This is a genomic window from Achromobacter sp. GW823-FHT04E03 (genome assembly GCF_058796095.1).
This window is the reverse complement of record NZ_JBXAIJ010000002.1, coordinates 1642730-1659767: the sequence shown is the minus strand read 5'-3', so window position 1 is coordinate 1659767 and position 17038 is coordinate 1642730. Positions and strand designations below refer to the sequence as shown.

The window sequence follows — 17038 nt, the reverse complement described above, 5'->3', positions numbered from 1 at the left end:
GCGGCGGCGCGCCCTCCTATACTTCCCGCGCCAAGCAACAAGCAGGAGGGCACGCAGTTTGTTCACACTTCCGCCTATCAACCCGGGCCGCGGCGCAATCGCCCTCCTCACCATCGCCGCGCTTGCCGGATTGTCCGGCTGCAATTCGCTGCTGAACGAAGGCACGGGCGCCGCGGCCGGTATCGCCGGCACCGCCATCGCCAACAAGGTCACTGACAACGCCACCGTCGCCACCGGCATCGGCCTGGGCGTGCAGGCCGGCGCCAAGGCCGCGCTGGCCTACGCCCAGCGCAAGACGCGCGGCGAAGAACAGGACGCCATCGCCATGGCCGCCGGCCCGCTGGCGGTGGGCAAGGTGGCCAACTGGCAGGTCAAGCACCAGTTGCCCATCGAAAGCGACGCGCAGGGCCAGGTCACGGTCAGCCGGCTGATCGGCGGCGTGAACCTGGAATGCAAGGAAGTGGTCTTCTCCATAGACACGCCGGCCGACAAGGCTGGCGCCGATCCGCAACGCGAGTTCTACGTCACCACCGTGTGCCGCGACGGCGAGCACTGGCGCTGGGCCAGCGCCGAGCCCGCCACAGCCCGCTGGGGCTCGCTGCAGTGAGGCGCGCCGCAAGCCTGCTGGCGCTGGCCGCCTGCCTGGGCCTGGCCGGCTGCCAGAGCTCCTCGATCGGCGGCGCGGCGGGCGCCGTGGTCGGCACCGTCAGCGGCGCAGCCACCGCCAATCCGGTGGCGGGCTACGCCATTGGCGTCACGGTCCAGGCGGCGGTGGATGCCACGGTGAAATACGTGCTGCGCGAGTGGAAGAACGACCAGCAGAACGTCATGGCCAACGCGGCGGGCGCCCTGCCCATCGGCCAGGTGCGCCAGTGGGAAATCCGCCAACCGCTGTCCATAGGCAACGAGCGCGGCGGCATCCAGGTGGTGCGCGACATCGCCACGCCGCTGACCCATTGCCGCGAGGTGCTGTTCACGGTGGAGCAGAAGGACGCACCCGCGCCCGCCTACTCCAGCATGATCTGCCAGCAGCCTGGCGGCCAGTGGAAGTGGGCCGCGGCCGAGCCCGCGGTGGCACGCTGGAACGGGCTGCAATAGCCTGAGCGCCGGGCCGCTGGCCTCTTGATCGCGCCGGGGCGGGCGGGTGATACTGCCTGCAAGCCCCTTGCCCCAGACTCCCCATGAACTCAGGCCAGTTCGTCATGCAGCGCAGCGCCCTCGCCGGCGTGCAGGCCGTGGCCGCGCACAGCCGGCATGCGTTCGCGCGCCACACGCACGAGCAGTTCGGCATCGGCGTCATGCGCCAGGGCGCCCAGGTCTCGCATAGCGGCCGCGGCCAGGTCGAGGCCGGCCCCGGCCACGTCATCACGGTGAACCCCGGCGAAGTGCATGACGGCGCCCCCATCGGCAATGGCGAACGCGCCTGGCAGATGCTGTATCTGGACCCCGATGTGGTGGCACAGGCCGCAGCCGAACTGGACGCAAGCGGCCTCGGCTACGAATTCGAGCACCCAGCACAGGACCGCCCCGCGCTGGCGCGCGACGTGCTGGCGCTGTATGCCCAGGCCACTGCCGGCGCGGCGCCGCTGGCCTGCGATGCGCTGCTGCTGCGCATCCTGGCGCAGGCGCGCGACCGCGATGCCGAGCGTCTGGCCCGGCCCGCGCGCGCCGCCCCAGACGCCATCCGCCATGCCCGCGCGCTGATCGACGACGACCCGGCGGCCTCGCTGTCGCTGGCCGACCTGGCCGCGGCCAGTGGCCTGAGCCGCTACCAGGTGCTGCGGGCGTTCGCCCGCGACACCGGCCTCACGCCCCACGCCTACCAGGTGCAGCGACGCCTGCTGCTGGCGCGCAGCCTGATCCGGCAAGGCTCGGCCCTGGCCGATGCCGCGGCCGCGGTCGGCTTTGCCGACCAGAGCCACATGACCCGGCTGTTCGTGCGCGCCTACGGCGTATCGCCGCGCCGCTACGCGCTGGCCGCGGGCTGAGCCCTGCAATTTCGTTCAAGACCCGGCCGCGCCCGGCCGCTTAGCCTGGGCGCCTCTCTCTGAACAGGCGTGGGTCGGGTAATGAACAATCGGATGCAGGGCTATTGCTATCTGGCGGCCGCCATGGCGCTGGTGGGCAGCACGGTAGCCGCCAGCAAGATCATCGGCACGGGCTTGCCGCCCTTCACCGCGACGGCCTTGCGCTTCGCCATCGCACTGCCCTGCTTCGCCCTGCTGATGGCGTTGACCGGCGCGCGCCTGCCGCGGCTGGCGCCGCGCGACTGGCTGCTGCTGGCCGTCCAGGCCATCGCCGGCAGCGTCGGCTACACCGCGCTGCTGATCGCCGGGCTGCAACGTGCGTCGGCGGTGGACGGCGGCATCATCCTGGGCACCTTGCCGCTGGTCTCGGCTGCCATCGCCATCCTGCTGCTGGGCGAACGCCCGGGCAAGGCCACGCTGGCCGCCATCGTCGCCGCGGCCTTCGGCGTCTGGCTGATGATGCGCCATTCGGCCGGTCAAGGCGGCGCGCGCTCGCTGGCGGGCAACGCGCTGATCCTGGGCGCGGTGCTGTGCGAAGGATTATTCATCCTGTTGAACAAGCGGCTGCGCCAGCCGGTGGCGCCGCTGGCGCTATCGACGCTCATGACGGGCTTTGGCCTGGCATTCTCGGCCGTGGCATGCGTGGCGGAAGCGCCGTGGGATCTGAACTTGCCCGCTTCGGCGGTGGCCGCGGTGGCCTACTACGCGCTGGTGCCCACCGTGGGCGGCTTCCTGCTCTGGTATGCGGGCGCGGCCCGCGTCAACGGCGCCGAAGCCGCCTTGTTCACCGCGCTGGCGCCGGTATCGGCGGTAGCGCTGGCCGCCGGACTGCTGGGCGAATCCTTGGCTCCCGCGCAGCTGGCCGGCATGGCTTGCGTGCTGGGCGCGGTGCTGGCGCTGGGCGGGTCCGGGCTGCGCTCGCGCGGCCAGCGGCTACCCGCCGGACCCGCAGCCGCTGCCGACGACGCCCCCAGCGGCCCTAGCCGCGGCTGAAGGCCAGCGCAAACTCGTCGGAAAAAATATCGGCCAGCGAGCGCCGCAACGCGGCGGCGCGTTCGGCCCCGTAGGCCGCCTCGAAGCGGCGCTGCGCGTCTTTCCACAGACGCTTGGACTCCGCCAGCTTGGCGCGTCCCGCGTCAGTCAACGCCACGCGGCGGCTGCGCCCGTCCAGCGGGTCGCGCGACATCTGCACGTAGCCGTCGCGCTCCAGCGGCTTGAGATTGTGCGCCAGCGCCGAGCGGTCCAGCACCATGTTGCGCGCCAGGTCGGTCATCGACGGCGTGCCCGCGCGCGCGATATGCACCAGGATGGAATGCTGCGACACCTTCAGGCCGCAGGGAGCCAGCACCGTGTCGTACAGCTGCGAAACGCGCCGGGTCGCCTTGCGCAGCGCCGCGCCGTTGCAGATGAGCGGATCGGGTGCAACGGAAGCGGCGGAAACGGAAGGCTGTTCGTCGGGCATGGCAGGCGCAAGAAGTGGAGGACGGCAAGGACTCAACGCTACCGCCGGCGTGGAATCGAGTCTAGCGCAATCTTGACTTTTATTGGCATATGCACGTAAATATTCGAACGCCACCCAAGGGTTCCTTCCCATGTCCGCGCCACCGCCGCCCCGTCCCGCCAATGCGCGCCTGCAGGCCATGCTGCATGCGCCCATCGCCCCCACGCTGGTGCGCCTGGCGTGGCCGAACATCCTGATGATGCTGGCGCAGTCCTCCACCGGATTGATCGAGACCTGGTTCCTGGCGCGCTTGGGCACGCCGGTGCTGGCGGGCGTGGCATTGGTGGTGCCGGTGCTGATGCTGATGCAGAACATGTCGCAAGGCGCGATGGGCGGCGGCATCTCGGCCGCGGTCGCAAGATCGCTGGGCGGCGGCCGGCAGCGCGAGGCGGACCAGTTGGTGCTGCACGCCGTGGTGCTCAACGGCCTGCTGGGCCTGGCGTTTTGCGCACTGCTGCTGCTTGGCGGCCCGTGGCTTTACCGCGCGCTGGGCGCCGAGGGAGAGGCGCTAGAGGCCGCCCTGGCCTATTCCGACGTCATCTTCGGCGGCATCGTCCTGATGTGGCTGATGAACGCGTTCGCCAGCGCCATCCGCGGCACGGGCAACATGCTGGTGCCTGGCGCCGTGATCTGCGGCGGCGCCCTGCTGCTGATCCCGCTGTCTCCGTGCCTGATCTTCGGCTGGGGGCCTTTTCCCGCGCTGGGCGTGGCCGGCGGCGGCTGGGCGCTGGTGATCTACTACGCCCTGGGCGCGCTGATCCTGGGGCTGTACTGCGCCAGCGGACGCAACGCGGCGCGGCTGGTGCCCAGCCGCCTCTATCCGGGCCTGATGCGCAATATCCTCAGCGTGGGCGCCCTGGCCACCATCAATCCCCTCCTGACCAATGCCCTGGTGGCGCTGACGGCGGCCCTGGTCGGCGCCTATGCCGGCACCGCAGCGGTCGCCGGCTATGGCATCGCCGTGCGCCTGGAGTACCTGCTGATGCCCATCGCCTTCGGCTTGGGCGCGCCCATGGTGGCAATGGTGGGGTCCAACATCGGCGCGGGCCAGCCCGAACGCGCGCTGCGCATCGCCCTGACCGGCGGCGCGATGGCCTTTGTGCTGGCGGAGGCCATCGGACTGGCGGCGGCGTTCTTCCCCGAGGCCTGGCTGCGCCTGTTCGGCGCGCAGGACCATATGCTGGAAGCCGGCGCCAGCTATCTGCGCACCGTCGGCCCGGTCTACGGCTTCTTCGCCCTGGGTTTCTCGATGTACTTCGCTTCGCAGGGCGCCGGCCGCCTGAAATGGCCGCTGATCGCGGGATTCCTGCGTCTGCTGCTCGGCATCGGCGCCGGCGCCATTGTCTTGCGCCTGACGGGATCGCTGAGCCTGTTCTTCGCCATCGCGGCGCTGGCGATGTGCGTCTATGGCCTGGTCATCCTGGGCGCCGTCGCGTCGGGCTCCTGGTTCGACCGCCCGGTCCAGGGCTGGCGCCGGCTGTTCGCGCGCTCCTAGCGGTCCGGGCGCGCAGGCGCGTCGCGCAGCGCGTATTCCACCAGCGCTGCCGCGTAGGCCGGCAGCGTGTCGCGCACGCATAGCACCAGGTCGCGCGCGGCCCAATCGTCGGCCAACGCCACGCGCCGCACGCCCGCGGCCCGGCCATAACGCGCCGCCGCCACGCGCGGCACGATGGCAATGCCCACGCCCTGCCCCACCATCCGGCACACGGCATCGAAACTGCGCAGCCGCACGCGGTACGACAAGGCCTTGCCGCCACGCCGCGCGTGATGGGCGATGTGTTCCTGCAAGGCGCTGCCCTCGACCAGCCCGACGAATTCCTGGTCGGCCACGTCGGCCAGCAGCACCGACTGGCGGCCGGCCAGCGCGTGGTCCGGCGGCACGATCAGCGTCAGGGGATCATGCCGGAAGGTCTGCGTATGCAGGCCGTGCAGATCGGCCGAATCGGCCAGCACGCCGATGTCGCAGGCGCCTGCCCGCAACGCGTCGGCGATCTCGTGGCTCAAGCGTTCTTCCAGGTCCACCGAGACGCGGGGATGGTCCCTGAGAAATGCGCCCAGCACCGGCGGCAGGTATTCGCTCAGGGCCGTGGTGTTGCACAGCACGCGCACCAACCCTTTCAGCCCCAGGCCGTAATGGTCCAGCTCGCCGCGCATGCGATCCATCTGCGCCAGCACCACGCGCGCATGGTGCGCCAGCGTGCGGCCCGCCGGCGTGGGCTCGACCCCGCGCGGCTCGCGCAGCAGCAGCGGCACGCCCAGCGTGTCCTCCATGCCGCGGATGCGTTCGCTGGCCGATGCCAACGTCATGTGGGAGCGCTTGGCCCCCGCGGTGATGGAGCCGGTTTCCTGTACGTTGAGGAACAGCCGCAGATCGGTGAGGTCGAATCGCATGCAAAAAGCGTAGCACGGCAAGCCTCAGGCTGTGCCATAGGACAACTACGCGAGATCCCGATACAAGATCCAAGGCGCTGCGGATGACAATGAACTCCCGCCCTTCCAATCCAGGGAAATCCCATGAAAACCATCATATCGCGGCGCCCCCGGGTCCATTGGCCCGCTCTTGCCCTGCTGGCCCTGAGCCTGCAAGGCTCAGGTTTGGCCGTAGCCGCCAGCCTGGACCCTCACACCACGCCAGCGCAGAAATACGCGCTGGCGCTGGAAGCCCAGACCCAGGGCGACTATGCCGCCATGACGCAGTGGCTGCGCGCGGCCGCCAGCGACGGCCACGCGCCCGCGCAGCGCATGCTGGGCATCGCCCTGCTGGGCGGCCCGACGCTCTACGGTGAGTCCCTGCGGGCCGACCTGTGCGAGGGACGGCGGTGGCTGCTGCGCGCCGCCCGCCAGGACGGCAAGGGCGCGGACGACGTCGCCTACGCCCTGTTCGGCCGTCCGCGCGACGGCCTCACCGTCCGCTGCGAGCCCGCATGAACCTCCTGGACCTGTTTCCCGGCGGCACGCCCGTGCTGCTTGCCGTCACCGTATCGGTGTTCATCCTGGCCGGCGTGGTCAAGGGCGTCGTGGGGCTGGGACTGCCCACCATCTCCATGGCCATGCTGGCGCTGGTCATGGCTCCCGCCCAGGCCGCGGCATTGCTGATCGTGCCGTCCCTCATCACCAACCTCTGGCAGGCCCGGCCTTGGGTCACGCTGCCCCAGGTGCTGCGCCGCATCGGCGCGATGCAGGCCGGCGTCTGCGCGGGCACGATAGGCGGCGCGTTGTGGCTGGGTCCGCCTTCGGGACACTGGGCCAGCGTGTGCCTGGGGCTGGCCCTGGTGGCCTATGCCGCCTGGGGCCTGTTCGGCTCGCCGCCCAGGGCGCCGCAGCGCCATCAAGGGCTGGTGGGCGTATCGGTCGGCGCCATTACCGGGGTCATCACCGCGGCGACCGGCGTGTTCGTCATCCCCGCGGTGCCTTATCTGCAAGCCCTGAACCTGGGCAAGGACGGCCTGATCCAGGCCATGGGCATCTCGTTCACGGTGTCCACCGTGGCGTTGGCGATCGGCCTGGGCGTCACCGGCGGCTACACGCCCGAAGCCGCCGGCGCGTCCCTGCTGATGTTGCTGCCGGCGCTGGCCGGCATGGCGCTGGGCGCATGGCTGCGCGGCAGGATGTCGGCGCAGGCCTTCAAGCGCTGCTTCATGGTGAGCCTGGCGCTGTTGGGCGCCTACCAGGCGGTGCGGGGCTGGACGGCCTGAGCCCGGCTCTCAGCCGGAGCGTCAGGCGGCCATCCGCCTTTCGTCCACGAAGCCGATGGACACGGACATCTCGCGCCAGCGCGCCAGTTCCTGCTGCACCGACTGGATCTTGGCGCGCGCCTGGTCGAAGGCGTCGCGCCCCAGGAACAGGTGCAGGGGCGCATATTGCGCCTGCGCCGCATTGATCAGCGTGCGCGCCATCTTGGCCGGATCGCCGTCCGCGTCGCGCGCCTGCGCCTTGCGCGCCGCGAGTTCGGGCGCTTGCTCGCCGTCCGCCGTGCGCAACGCGCCCGGGTAGACCAGCGACACCCGGATGCCGAATGGCGCGGCCTCGGCGGCCAGGGCTTCGGTCAGGCCGCTGACGGCGAACTTGGCGGCGCTATAGGCGCCCCAATCGGCCCTGCCGCCATCGAAGCCCAGGATCGACGAGATGTTGAAGACGTGCCCGCTGCGCTGCGCGCGCATGCGCGGCAGGACCGCGCGGATCACGTTCAGCGTGGCAAACACATTGATGTCGAAGGTGCCTCTCAGGTCCTCGTCCGGCAGGCTATCCAGCGCGCCGCGCAGGCCATGGCCCGCGTTGTTCACCACCACGTCCAGGCCGCCGAAGGCGGCCACCGTGGCATCCACCGCGCGCTGCACCTTGCGCTCGTCGGCCAGGTCCACCGTCAGGGGCAGGAACTGCCCCTCCAGCTTGGCGCCCACCGCGTCCAGCAGCGCATCGCCGTCCTGCGAGGTCGCCGCGACCTTGTGGCCCAAGTCCAGCAGCATCTTCACCAGGACCAGGCCCAGCCCCGCGGATGCGTCCGTCACCAACCAGATTTTTTCGGTATTCATGCGATTCCCTTCCCTTGCGTGCGCTGCCGGCAATGCGCCCGGCAGCGTGGCAGAGCCAGCGCATCCGCAATGGACACGCCGTCTCGACCCTGGAAGAGATGGTAAGAATCGCGAGCCTGCGCGTACAGGCTCGTTCTTGCGTGAATCCTGCCTATTCCTGCAACGGTGTGTTCCGCTGGCGCTCAGCCCAGCGCGCTGCGGTAGTGCTCGCTGTCGAATGCGGGCGCGCTTGCCGCCTGCGGCGCTGCTGACGGTTCCTGCGCCGCGCCAGGCGTCTCGACGCCGAAGAGAGAGAGTTCCGCGTTGACCAATGCCAGTATGAAATTTGCCATGATGACTCCTAGGATTTCGCGTCCGGACCGGCGCGGGCCGCGCAGGTCTTATAGAGGACATGGATGCCATGGTGCGGGCCTGGCCGCGCGCCGTCCATTTGCTTTGTTCAATGGCGCCGATTGACGGCATGCAAGCCTGGAAGCGCCCGCAGCTGGAATGACGGATAATTCGGGTGTTTCCCGCGGCGCCGCGGGGAACGGCACTGTTTTTCCGGGCCACGTGCCCGCCCGCATTCGGAGTCAGTCATGCATCGCGGTATCGAGGCGATCGAAAAATTCATGGAATCCGTCGGCCTGGCCTGGCGCCCCGGCTCGACCGAGCGCGCCGAACTCAAAGTCAGCTACCGCATCGGCAATACCCGCCCGCTGGGCATAGACCGCACGCTGGTCGAGTTCCACTGCGATCCCAAGCGCGCCAAGGTCTGGGTGCCGGAATTCTCGCGCACCAGCTTTCACCAGTGGTTCGAGGTTCCGTACCAGGAATTCGAATTCACCCCCGGCGGCTCGATGCTGAAGATCAAGGCCCCGGCGCGCGGCAATGCCCCGCCTTACAGCGTGGGCATCAAGCCCCTGGGCTAAAGCCCTGCCGCTGCCGCCCGCGGCGGCAGCGTCCGCTACAGCTGCTTGTACATGATGGTGGTGCCGTCGAGCTTGGCGGCATCATGCGGATCGCGGCTGAATCCCGGTATCACTCCCACGGTCTGATAGCCCTGCGACGCGTACAGCGGCTCGGCGCTATCGCCCGTGCGCGTGTCCAGCGTGATCAGGCTGCGTCCCTGGCGCCGCGCCATGGCTTCCGCTTCGGCCAGCAAGGCGCGGGCCAGGCCGCGGCGGCGGAAGTCCGGATGCACCAGCAGCTTGCGCACCTCGGCGCGGTGCGGCTGATTGGGCGGCGTGTCCCAATCCAGCTGCACCGATCCCGCGACGCGTCCGTCCTGCCGCGCCACCCACAGCGCCGACTTGCCGCCGGCGACCGCCGGCAACACCTTGGCTCGCCAGAACGCCTGCGCGTCGTCCGACGAATACGGCAGCACGAAGCTGACGCTGGCGCCGCCCTGCACGCAGGCGCGCAGCAGTTCGCCCAGCTCGGGCACGAGAGCGTCGGCGGCATCCGCTGACAGCAGGATCAATTCAGGATTCGGATGGGACATGGCAGGCTCAGACGATGAAGAGCAGATAACGGGCGCCGCAATGCGGCGGGGTTGAAAATTCGCTCGCGCCGAATAGCTGGTAGCGCAGGCAGTCGCCCTGGGAAAGGCGGTGCGCCTGCCCATCGACGGTGATGGCCAGCTCGCCGTCCAGCATCAGCAGGTGGTGTTCAAGCCCTGGCCGGGGCGACCGCTCGTAGGCGATGCGCGTACCAGGCTCCAGTTCGCACGCCAGCACCTCGCCCGCCAATTGCTGCGCGGGCGGGGACACCGAGCGGCGGCGGAATCCCGCGCTGCCGTCCACCCACACGGCCTGCGCCTGCTGCGGCACCAGCGGCACGAAGTCATCCTCGACCATCAGCATCAGGCGCGACATGGTCAGGCCATAGGCCGCGCACAACTTGCCCAGCGCGCTGGCGGTCGGGCTGACTTCGGCGTTTTCCAGGCGGGACAGGGTGGCGCGACTGAGACCGGCGCGGGCGGCCAGCTCGTCCAGCGACCAGTTGCGCTCCTGGCGCAACGCCTTGAGCCGGGCGGCGATGCGGCCGTCCAGATCGGCCTCGGCGGTGATGTTGTTTTCCATATAAGAGAATTTCTCTCAAATACGGAAAATCGTCAAGCTTCCCAGAGAAAGGTGGCTGCCGGAACCGGCCCGCGCCGCGATTTCGGCACAATACGGGTCATGTACCTGGCCAAACCCTTGATGATGACTGCCCTTTGCCTGAGCCTGCTGAGCGGCTGCGGCTTGCCGCCGCTGGATAACCGCAGCGAATCCCATGCGCTGACGCCGGAGGCATCGCAGGACACCCCGCTGGGCCGGGCCATCGCGCCGCTTGCTGCCCAGCACCCGGGCAAGTCCGGCATCCACCCGTTGCCCGACGCCTATGACGCCTTCGCCGCCCGCATGCTGCTGGCGCGCGCCGCCGAACGCAGCCTGGATGTGCAGTACTACATCTGGCACAAGGACATGACGGGCACCATGCTGCTGGAGGCCCTGCACGAAGCCGCCGACCGCGGCGTGCGGGTGCGGCTGCTGCTGGACGACAACGGCACCTCGGGGTTGGACGAGGAGCTGTCCGCCCTGGACGCGCATCCCAACATCGAAGTGCGGCTGTACAACCCCTTCGTGCTGCGCTGGCCCAAGCCCCTGGGCTACGTGACGGACTTCAGCCGCCTGAACCGCCGCATGCACAACAAGTCCTTCACCGCCGACAACCAGGCCACCATCATCGGCGGGCGCAACGTCGGCGACGAGTACTTCGGCGCGGCCAGCGGCGTGCTCTTCACCGACCTGGACGTGCTGGCCATCGGCGCCGCGGTCAATGACGTGTCGACGGATTTCGACCGCTACTGGGCCAGCGACTCGGCCTACCCGGTCGACCGGCTGCTTAAGAAAACCGACCCCGGCGAACTGGACGAACTGGAACAGGCCGCCGCCCGGGTCGAGCGCTCTCCCGAAGCCGCCGCCTATGCCGACGCCATGCGCAAGCTGCCCTTCATCCAGCAACTGCTGCGCGGCGAGCTGACGCTGGAATGGGCCGACACGCGCATGGTCAGCGACGATCCGCGCAAGACGCTGGGCACCGCGCCGCCCGAGGCGATGCTGCCGCATCAGCTGCATGAAATCATCGGCACCCCCACCACCGATCTCGAACTGGTGTCGCCCTATTTCGTGCCTACCGCCGTCGGCACCGAGTCCTTCGGACAGATGGCGCGCAGCGGCGTCAAGGTCAAGGTCCTCACCAATGCGCTCGAAGCCACGGACGTCGCCGTGGTGCATTCCGGCTACGCCAAGCGCCGCAAGGATCTGCTGGCCAGCGGCGTGGAACTCTACGAAATGAAGCGCATGGGCGCCGAAGTCGAGCGCAACAAGAGCATGGGCCCCTTCGGCAGCTCGGGCTCGAGCCTGCACGCCAAGACCTTCGCCGTCGACGGCAGGCGCATCTTCGTCGGCTCCTTCAACTTCGACCCGCGCTCGGCCAAGCTCAACACCGAGCTGGGCTTCGTCATAGACAGCCCCACGCTGGCGCGCCACATCGCCGACGCCTTCGACAAGGACATCCCCAAAGCCGCCTACCGCGTCTGCCTGGACGACAAGGGCCAGCTCTATTGGCTGGAACAGCGCAACGGCGACACCATCCGCCACGACACGGAGCCCGGCACGACCGTGTGGCAACGCCTGTCGGTCTGGTTCGTGTCGCTGCTGCCGCTGGAACCGCTGCTGTAGGCCGGCATGGCTACCAACCTGGACCTGTTTGGGGAGGACGGCGACGACGGCGCCGCGCAAGGCGGACGCGTCGCGCTCGGCCCGCAATCCGTGGTGCTGCGCGGTTTTGCCCTGCCGTTGGTGGACGCGCTCCTCGCGGGAGTCGATGCCGTGACCGCGCAGGCGCCCTTCCGGCACATGGAAACCCCCGGCGGCTACACCATGTCGGTGGCGCTGACCAATTGCGGACAGCTGGGCTGGACCAGCGATGCGCGCGGCTACCGCTATGCGCGCATCGATCCGCTCTCCGGCCAGCCCTGGCCCGCCATGCCCCAGGCCTTCATGCAGCTGGCGCAGGCCGCCGCGGCCGAAGCCGGTTTTCCTGGCTTCGAGCCAGACGCCTGCCTGGTCAACCGCTACGAGCCGGGCTCGCGGCTGTCGCTGCACCAGGACAGGAACGAACGCGACTACGGCGCGCCCATCGTCTCCGTATCGCTGGGCATGCCCGCCATGTTCCTCTTCGGCGGCGACCAGCGCGCGGACAAGGCCAGCCGCACGCCGCTGTTCCATGGCGACGTGGTCGTGTGGGGCGGGGTCGACCGGCTGCGCTACCACGGCATCATGCCCATCAAGGACCTGCCGCATCCGCGGCTGGGCAGCCAGCGCATCAACTTCACCATCCGCCGCGCCGGCTGAGCGCCGCATGAGGGTTCCCCGCGTCTGGCCGGGCGCAAGCGGCGGCTCTACTATTGCGCACCCCTCATGCTCCGCCTACCGGATTCCCATGCGCACACGCACCGCCCTGGCTTTGCTCTGCACCCTCGTATCGGCGCCTTCCTGGTCGGGTGAAGCGCCCGCCCTGATCGAAAATTCGCTGGGCATGACCTTTGTCCGCGTGCCGGCCGGCAGCTTCCAGATGGGCAGCGACGAGACGCCCGAGGCGCTGGCGCGCGACTATCCGCTTTACCCGCCGGACCGCTACGCCCAGCTGTTCGATGAAGCGCCGGTGCATACGGTGCGCATCACCCGTCCGTTCTACCTGGAACGCACGGAAGTCACCGTGGGCCAGTTCCGCCGCTTCATCGAGGCGTCCGGCTACGTGCCGGAGTCGGAGGCCGACGGCACCGGCGGCTATGGCTACAACCCGCAGTACGACCCCGACAAATCCGAGCGCGGCGACGCCTTCGAAGGCCGCGACCGCCGCTATTCCTGGCGCAATCCAGGCTTCGCGCAAGGCGATGACCATCCCGTGGTCAATATCAGCTGGAACGACGCCACGGCGCTGGCCCGCTGGCTGACCCAGACCGAAGGCAAGGTCTACCGCCTGCCCACCGAAGCCGAATGGGAATACGCCTGCCGCGCCGGCGCGCGCACCCGCTACCAGAACGGCGACGATCCCGCCGCCATGCCCGACGTCGGCAACGGCTTCGACGCCGACGCCGCGCCGCTCTGGCCCAAATGGCAGGCGCATGCCTCCGCCCGCGCCGACGGCAACGCCTTCACCGCCCCGGTCGCCAGCTATGCGCCCAATGCCTTCGGCCTGTACGACATGCACGGCAACGCCTGGGAATGGGTCTCGGACTGGTATGGCGAGGACTACTACGCGCATTCACCCGTGGACGACCCGCAAGGCCCCGCCAGCGGCAACGTGCGCGTACGGCGCGGCGGCTCCTGGCATACCTGGGCGTTGTACACGCGCGCCTCCTACCGCAACTGGAACACGCAGGAAACGCGCTATCCTCTGGTGGGATTGAGGCTGCTGCGGGAGGCGGATTGAAACAAGACTGGATATTGCGAGCCGCGCCCTCGGGCCAGCTGGAGCGCATCGAAGCCTATTTCGGCGGTCCAGGCTACGGCATGCACCGCCACGACACCTACGCCATCGGCCGCACGCTGTCAGGCGTGCAGAGCTTCCACTACCGCCGCGGGCTGCGGCACAGCCTGCCCGGCGGCACCATCGTGCTGCATCCCGACGAAGTCCACGACGGCCAGGCCGGCACCGAAGCCGGTTTCCACTACCGCATGATCTACGTCGAGCCGGCGCTCATCCAGCAGATCCTGGGCGGACGGCCGCTGCCATTCATCCCGGGCGGCATCTCGGCCGATCCACGCCTGTACGCCGCCAGCGCCAGCCTGCTGCAGGACACGCATGATCCGATCGACCCGCTGCAGGAAGACGACGCGCTGTACGAGCTGAGCCATGCCCTGTGCGCCGCGGCTGGCGGCAAGCCCGGCCGCCGCAGCGCCGACTACGCCGCGGCCGAGCGCGCCCGCCAATACATCCACGCCTCGCTCGAACGGTCCATCACCCTGGAACAGCTGTCAGCGGCCGCAGGCACGGACCGCTGGAGCCTGTCGCGCGACTTCCGCGCGCTGTTCGGCACCAGCCCCTACCGCTACGTAATGCTGCGCCGCCTGGACCAGGCCCGGCGCCTGATCGCCGCGGGCATGCCGCTGGCGCAAGCGGCCGCCGCGTCGGGCTTCACCGACCAGAGCCACCTGACGCGCCGCCACGTCCAGACCTACGGCATGGCGCCCGACCGCTGGCGGCGCATGCTGCGCCGCTGAACGCGGATTCGCGCAAAGCTGCTCGATCGTACAAGACGGCGTCGGCGCAGCCTTCTATGCTGGGGTTTGCTCAACCCTATGCGACAGTCCTCCCCATGCCCGAAATCCGCACCATCAACTTCGCCGACAAACTGGCGCTGATCTCCGAACACTGGATGCCCAAAGTCGTCGCCGAGATGAACGACTACCAGTTCAAGCTGGTGAAAATACAGGGCGAATTCGTGTGGCACAGCCATGCCGACACCGACGAGACCTTCATCGTCATCGAGGGCCGTCTGCGCATCCAGCTGCGCGACGGCCACATCGACCTGGGCCCTGGCGAAATGGCCGTGGTCCCCAAGGGCGTGGAGCACAAGCCCTGTGCGCCCGAGGAAGTCAAAATGCTGCTGATCGAGCCGCGCGGCGTGCGCAACACCGGCGACCAGGGCGGCGAGCGCAGCGCTCCCAACGACGTCTGGATCTGAGCCCGCCGCCATCTGCTAAGGTGTAATCCCATCAGGAGCAAGCCATGTCAAAGATCATGCTCGTCACCGGCGGCGGCCGCGGCATCGGCGCCGCCGTCGCCAGGCTGGCTGCCCGCCGCGGCTACGCGGTAGGCGTCAACTACCATTCCAACGCCGACGCCGCGCGCGCGGTGGTCGAGGAAATCGTGCGGGGCGGCGGCCGCGCCGTCGCGCTGCAGGCCGACGTCTCGCAAGAGGACCAGGTGCTGCGCATGTACGGCGAACTGGACCAGCAGCTGGGCCGCATCGACGCGCTGGTCAACAACGCCGGCATCCTGGAGCAGCAGATGCGCGTGGACCAGATGAGCGCCGACCGCCTGCTGCGCGTGCTGTCCACCAATGTGGTCGGCGCCTTCCTGTGCGCCCGCGAGGCAGTGCGCCGCATGTCGACGCGCCATGGCGGCCAGGGCGGCGCCATCGTCAACGTCTCGTCCGTGGCCGCCCGGCTGGGCTCGCCCAACGAGTATGTGGACTACGCCGCCTCCAAGGGCGCCATGGACACGATGACCATCGGCCTGTCCAAGGAAGTCGCGCCTGAAGGCATCCGCGTCAACGGCGTACGTCCCGGCACCATCTACACCGACATGCACGCCAGCGGCGGCGAACCCGGCCGCGTCGACCGCCTGAAGGGCGCGATTCCGCTGCGTCGCGGCGGCACGGCCGAAGAAGTCGCAGGCGCCGTGATGTGGCTGTTCTCGGATGAGGCCGGCTACACCAGCGGTTCGTTCATCGAGGTGTCCGGCGGCAATTGAAACGCCCTACGGCTTGGCGTCGGAAGCAATGACCTTGTGTTCGTGCCTGGCGGCGATGCGCGCCTCGACGCGCCGCAGCACTGCCAGCACGAACAGCGCCATCACGGTGCTGACCACGGCGGTGGCTTCGCGTCCCATGCCCGCCGCCACCCCGATCGCCGCCGTCATCCAGATGCCTGCCGACGTGGTCAGCCCGCGGATCTCGCGCTCGTCGCTCAGCTTGATGATGGCGCCCGCCCCCAGGAAGCCGATGCCGGCGATCACGCCCTGCAGCACGCGGCTCAGGTCGCCGACTTCCATGCCGCCTTGCAGCGGCACCAGCACGAAGATCGCCGCCCCCAGCGCCACCAGCATATGGGTGCGCAAGCCGGCGTCCTTGCCGCTGCGCTCCCGCTCATAACCCAACAGGCCGCCCAGCAGCATGGCCATGCCCAGGCGCAACACGATGCGGGTCGCCTCGCCCACATCGGGGATGTCGGCGAATTCGCTGCGCACGGTGGACCAGATTTCCAGCCAGATTTCCGTCATCGCCGTCCCCTCATGGGAAATGGTCGGACCAGCATAGCAGGCGCCGCGCGACGGCTGCCATGCTGCGCACGCACTGGCACATGTGGGCACAACTGGTTTACAACCGACCTGGCGTCGCGCGGCATCGCGGACGGAAACGACCGGAGGGTTACATGGATTTGCAGCTAGACGGTAAACGCGTGCTCATCACGGGCGCATCCAAGGGCATAGGCCTGGCCTGCGCGCTGGCCTTCGCCCGCGAAGGCGCCGAACCGATACTGGTGGCGCGCGACGACGCGGCGCTGCGCACGGCGGCCGAGACCATACGCGATGCGACCGGGAAGCAGGCGCGGGCCGTCACGCTGGACCTGGCCCAATCCGGCGCGGCGCAACGCCTGAGCCAGGAAGCGGGCGATATCGACATCCTGGTGAACAACGCCGGCGCGGTGCCGGGCGGCGCGCTGGACCAGGTGCAGGACGAGCGCTGGCGCGCGGGCTGGGAACTGAAAGTCCACGGCTACATCGACCTGGCCCGCCACTACTACCCGCGCATGCGCGACGCCGGCGCGGGCGTCATCGCCAACATCATCGGCATGGCGGGCTCCGCGCCGCGCGCCGACTACATCTGCGGCGCGGCAGGCAATGCCTCGCTCATCGCCTTCACTCGCGCCCTGGGCGGGGATGCGCCGCGCCACGGCGTGCGCGTCTTCGGCGTGAATCCTTCGCGCACCCGCACCGACCGCGTGCTGACGCTGGCCAAGCAGCGCGCCCAGGCGCGCTGGGGCGACGAAAACCGCTGGCAGGAGACGCTGTCGGACCTGCCTTTCGGACGCCTGATGGAACCCGGTGAGGTGGCCGACATGATCGTCTTCGGCGCCTCGCCGCGCGCGGGCTACCTGAGCGGCACGGTGATAGACCTGGACGGCGGCGAGCAGTACGCGCGTTGAAGCCCGTCCCGCATG

Annotated in this window: 22 protein-coding genes; 15 read left to right on the top strand and 7 right to left on the bottom strand. The window is 69.3% G+C overall.

From position 1 onward, the window contains the following. Nucleotides 1–58 precede the first annotated feature (58 nt). The 4 genes from AC1RHV_RS18905 (at nt 59) to AC1RHV_RS18890 (ending at nt 3020) form a co-directional block, all read left to right on the top strand. On the top strand, nt 59–607 hold the full coding sequence (locus tag AC1RHV_RS18905) for a hypothetical protein (protein WP_054451667.1): 549 nt from the start codon (nt 59–61) through the stop codon (nt 605–607). After that, nucleotides 604–1098: a hypothetical protein gene (locus tag AC1RHV_RS18900; protein ID WP_119451074.1), complete on the top strand. Its 495-nt coding sequence runs from the start codon at nt 604–606 to the stop codon at nt 1096–1098. The genes AC1RHV_RS18905 and AC1RHV_RS18900 overlap by 4 nt, the downstream gene beginning before the upstream one ends. An 83-nt stretch (nt 1099–1181) precedes the next feature. Further along, a complete protein-coding gene (locus AC1RHV_RS18895; protein WP_192353994.1) occupies nt 1182–1988 on the top strand; it encodes an AraC family transcriptional regulator in 807 nt (268 codons plus the stop codon). Nucleotides 1989–2069: 81 nt separating this feature from the next. Further along, nucleotides 2070–3020, top strand: coding sequence for a DMT family transporter (locus AC1RHV_RS18890; RefSeq protein WP_175160167.1), 951 nt, complete (start codon nt 2070–2072; stop codon nt 3018–3020). On the opposite strand, the gene AC1RHV_RS18885 is transcribed toward AC1RHV_RS18890, so the two are convergent. Continuing rightward, entirely contained in the window at nt 3007–3489 is a 483-nt protein-coding gene (locus tag AC1RHV_RS18885; protein WP_054451670.1) for a MarR family winged helix-turn-helix transcriptional regulator, read from the bottom strand. The two genes, AC1RHV_RS18890 and AC1RHV_RS18885, sit on opposite strands and share 14 nt — an antisense overlap. A 130-nt stretch (nt 3490–3619) precedes the next feature. Here AC1RHV_RS18885 and AC1RHV_RS18880 point away from each other — a divergent pair, with 130 nt between their 5' ends. Then, complete coding sequence (locus AC1RHV_RS18880) at nt 3620–5023, top strand: MATE family efflux transporter (RefSeq protein WP_125473813.1); 1404 nt, start codon at nt 3620–3622, stop codon at nt 5021–5023. Here AC1RHV_RS18880 and AC1RHV_RS18875 read toward each other — a convergent pair. Next, the gene (locus tag AC1RHV_RS18875) at nt 5020–5919 is read right to left on the bottom strand and encodes a LysR family transcriptional regulator (RefSeq protein WP_492301662.1); all 900 of its coding nucleotides are present in this window, start codon (nt 5917–5919) and stop codon (nt 5020–5022) included. The genes AC1RHV_RS18880 and AC1RHV_RS18875 overlap by 4 nt on opposite strands. Nucleotides 5920–6042: 123 nt before the next feature. On the opposite strand from AC1RHV_RS18875, the gene AC1RHV_RS18870 reads away from it, so the two are divergent. Both AC1RHV_RS18870 and AC1RHV_RS18865 read left to right on the top strand, forming a co-directional pair. After that, entirely contained in the window at nt 6043–6456 is a 414-nt protein-coding gene (locus AC1RHV_RS18870) for an SEL1-like repeat protein (RefSeq protein ID WP_054451673.1), read from the top strand. Next, complete coding sequence (locus AC1RHV_RS18865; protein ID WP_492301660.1) at nt 6453–7223, top strand: sulfite exporter TauE/SafE family protein; 771 nt, start codon at nt 6453–6455, stop codon at nt 7221–7223. Before AC1RHV_RS18870 ends, AC1RHV_RS18865 begins: the two co-directional genes overlap by 4 nt. Nucleotides 7224–7244: 21 nt before the next feature. On the opposite strand, the gene AC1RHV_RS18860 is transcribed toward AC1RHV_RS18865, so the two are convergent. Together AC1RHV_RS18860 and AC1RHV_RS18855 are read right to left on the bottom strand one after the other, a co-directional pair. Continuing rightward, on the bottom strand, nt 7245–8060 hold the full coding sequence (locus AC1RHV_RS18860; RefSeq protein WP_492301658.1) for an SDR family NAD(P)-dependent oxidoreductase: 816 nt from the start codon (nt 8058–8060) through the stop codon (nt 7245–7247). A gap of 182 nt (nt 8061–8242) precedes the next feature. Beyond that, the gene (locus AC1RHV_RS18855; RefSeq protein ID WP_165867857.1) at nt 8243–8392 is read right to left on the bottom strand and encodes a hypothetical protein; all 150 of its coding nucleotides are present in this window, start codon (nt 8390–8392) and stop codon (nt 8243–8245) included. 246 nt (nt 8393–8638) lie between these two features. Here AC1RHV_RS18855 and AC1RHV_RS18850 point away from each other — a divergent pair, with 246 nt between their 5' ends. Then, complete coding sequence (locus tag AC1RHV_RS18850) at nt 8639–8971, top strand: hypothetical protein (RefSeq protein ID WP_054451676.1); 333 nt, start codon at nt 8639–8641, stop codon at nt 8969–8971. Nucleotides 8972–9006: 35 nt separating this feature from the next. Here AC1RHV_RS18850 and AC1RHV_RS18845 read toward each other — a convergent pair whose 3' ends face one another. Together AC1RHV_RS18845 and AC1RHV_RS18840 are read right to left on the bottom strand one after the other, a co-directional pair. After that, entirely contained in the window at nt 9007–9543 is a 537-nt protein-coding gene (locus AC1RHV_RS18845) for a GNAT family N-acetyltransferase (RefSeq protein WP_054451677.1), read from the bottom strand. 7 nt (nt 9544–9550) lie between these two features. Further along, nucleotides 9551–10123 (bottom strand): helix-turn-helix domain-containing protein, encoded by a 573-nt coding sequence (locus AC1RHV_RS18840; RefSeq protein WP_054451678.1) that lies wholly within the window; start codon nt 10121–10123, stop codon nt 9551–9553. Nucleotides 10124–10222: 99 nt separating this feature from the next. Between AC1RHV_RS18840 and AC1RHV_RS18835 the strand changes: the two genes are divergently transcribed. The 6 genes from AC1RHV_RS18835 to AC1RHV_RS18810 all read left to right on the top strand — a co-directional run bounded on the left by AC1RHV_RS18835 (nt 10223) and on the right by AC1RHV_RS18810 (nt 15569). Continuing rightward, nucleotides 10223–11767: a phospholipase D family protein gene (locus tag AC1RHV_RS18835; RefSeq protein ID WP_119451081.1), complete on the top strand. Its 1545-nt coding sequence runs from the start codon at nt 10223–10225 to the stop codon at nt 11765–11767. A 6-nt stretch (nt 11768–11773) separates the two neighbouring features. Then, the gene (alkB, locus tag AC1RHV_RS18830) at nt 11774–12442 is read left to right on the top strand and encodes a DNA oxidative demethylase AlkB (RefSeq protein WP_054451679.1); all 669 of its coding nucleotides are present in this window, start codon (nt 11774–11776) and stop codon (nt 12440–12442) included. An 88-nt stretch (nt 12443–12530) separates the two neighbouring features. Beyond that, on the top strand, nt 12531–13523 hold the full coding sequence (locus tag AC1RHV_RS18825; protein WP_175160178.1) for a formylglycine-generating enzyme family protein: 993 nt from the start codon (nt 12531–12533) through the stop codon (nt 13521–13523). Beyond that, nucleotides 13520–14314: an AraC family transcriptional regulator gene (locus AC1RHV_RS18820; RefSeq protein ID WP_119451084.1), complete on the top strand. Its 795-nt coding sequence runs from the start codon at nt 13520–13522 to the stop codon at nt 14312–14314. The genes AC1RHV_RS18825 and AC1RHV_RS18820 overlap by 4 nt, the downstream gene beginning before the upstream one ends. Before the next feature lie 95 nt (nt 14315–14409). Further along, nucleotides 14410–14778 (top strand): cupin domain-containing protein, encoded by a 369-nt coding sequence (locus AC1RHV_RS18815; protein WP_054451681.1) that lies wholly within the window; start codon nt 14410–14412, stop codon nt 14776–14778. Between the two features lie 44 nt (nt 14779–14822). Beyond that, nucleotides 14823–15569 carry an SDR family oxidoreductase gene (locus AC1RHV_RS18810; RefSeq protein ID WP_175212508.1) on the top strand — a complete coding sequence of 249 codons (747 nt, stop codon included), beginning with the start codon at nt 14823–14825 and terminating at the stop codon, nt 15567–15569. Between the two features lie 6 nt (nt 15570–15575). Here AC1RHV_RS18810 and AC1RHV_RS18805 read toward each other — a convergent pair whose 3' ends face one another. Continuing rightward, nucleotides 15576–16097 (bottom strand): MgtC/SapB family protein, encoded by a 522-nt coding sequence (locus AC1RHV_RS18805; protein ID WP_054451683.1) that lies wholly within the window; start codon nt 16095–16097, stop codon nt 15576–15578. Between the two features lie 152 nt (nt 16098–16249). Here AC1RHV_RS18805 and AC1RHV_RS18800 point away from each other — a divergent pair, with 152 nt between their 5' ends. After that, a complete protein-coding gene (locus tag AC1RHV_RS18800; RefSeq protein ID WP_054451684.1) occupies nt 16250–17023 on the top strand; it encodes an SDR family oxidoreductase in 774 nt (257 codons plus the stop codon). Nucleotides 17024–17038: the final 15 nt, after the last annotated feature.

Coding starts and splice junctions, on each gene's coding strand:
- AC1RHV_RS18895 (WP_192353994.1), top strand. CDS start 1,182: ATGAACTCAGGCCAGTTCGTCATGCAGCGCAGCGCCCTCGCCGGCGTG.
- AC1RHV_RS18890 (WP_175160167.1), top strand. CDS start 2,070: ATGAACAATCGGATGCAGGGCTATTGCTATCTGGCGGCCGCCATGGCG.
- AC1RHV_RS18885 (WP_054451670.1), bottom strand. CDS start 3,489: ATGCCCGACGAACAGCCTTCCGTTTCCGCCGCTTCCGTTGCACCCGAT.
- AC1RHV_RS18880 (WP_125473813.1), top strand. CDS start 3,620: ATGTCCGCGCCACCGCCGCCCCGTCCCGCCAATGCGCGCCTGCAGGCC.
- AC1RHV_RS18875 (WP_492301662.1), bottom strand. CDS start 5,919: ATGCGATTCGACCTCACCGATCTGCGGCTGTTCCTCAACGTACAGGAA.
- AC1RHV_RS18870 (WP_054451673.1), top strand. CDS start 6,043: ATGAAAACCATCATATCGCGGCGCCCCCGGGTCCATTGGCCCGCTCTT.
- AC1RHV_RS18865 (WP_492301660.1), top strand. CDS start 6,453: ATGAACCTCCTGGACCTGTTTCCCGGCGGCACGCCCGTGCTGCTTGCC.
- AC1RHV_RS18860 (WP_492301658.1), bottom strand. CDS start 8,060: ATGAATACCGAAAAAATCTGGTTGGTGACGGACGCATCCGCGGGGCTG.
- AC1RHV_RS18855 (WP_165867857.1), bottom strand. CDS start 8,392: ATGGCAAATTTCATACTGGCATTGGTCAACGCGGAACTCTCTCTCTTC.
- AC1RHV_RS18850 (WP_054451676.1), top strand. CDS start 8,639: ATGCATCGCGGTATCGAGGCGATCGAAAAATTCATGGAATCCGTCGGC.
- AC1RHV_RS18845 (WP_054451677.1), bottom strand. CDS start 9,543: ATGTCCCATCCGAATCCTGAATTGATCCTGCTGTCAGCGGATGCCGCC.
- AC1RHV_RS18840 (WP_054451678.1), bottom strand. CDS start 10,123: ATGGAAAACAACATCACCGCCGAGGCCGATCTGGACGGCCGCATCGCC.
- AC1RHV_RS18835 (WP_119451081.1), top strand. CDS start 10,223: ATGTACCTGGCCAAACCCTTGATGATGACTGCCCTTTGCCTGAGCCTG.
- alkB (WP_054451679.1), top strand. CDS start 11,774: ATGGCTACCAACCTGGACCTGTTTGGGGAGGACGGCGACGACGGCGCC.
- AC1RHV_RS18825 (WP_175160178.1), top strand. CDS start 12,531: ATGCGCACACGCACCGCCCTGGCTTTGCTCTGCACCCTCGTATCGGCG.
- AC1RHV_RS18815 (WP_054451681.1), top strand. CDS start 14,410: ATGCCCGAAATCCGCACCATCAACTTCGCCGACAAACTGGCGCTGATC.
- AC1RHV_RS18810 (WP_175212508.1), top strand. CDS start 14,823: ATGTCAAAGATCATGCTCGTCACCGGCGGCGGCCGCGGCATCGGCGCC.
- AC1RHV_RS18805 (WP_054451683.1), bottom strand. CDS start 16,097: ATGACGGAAATCTGGCTGGAAATCTGGTCCACCGTGCGCAGCGAATTC.
- AC1RHV_RS18800 (WP_054451684.1), top strand. CDS start 16,250: ATGGATTTGCAGCTAGACGGTAAACGCGTGCTCATCACGGGCGCATCC.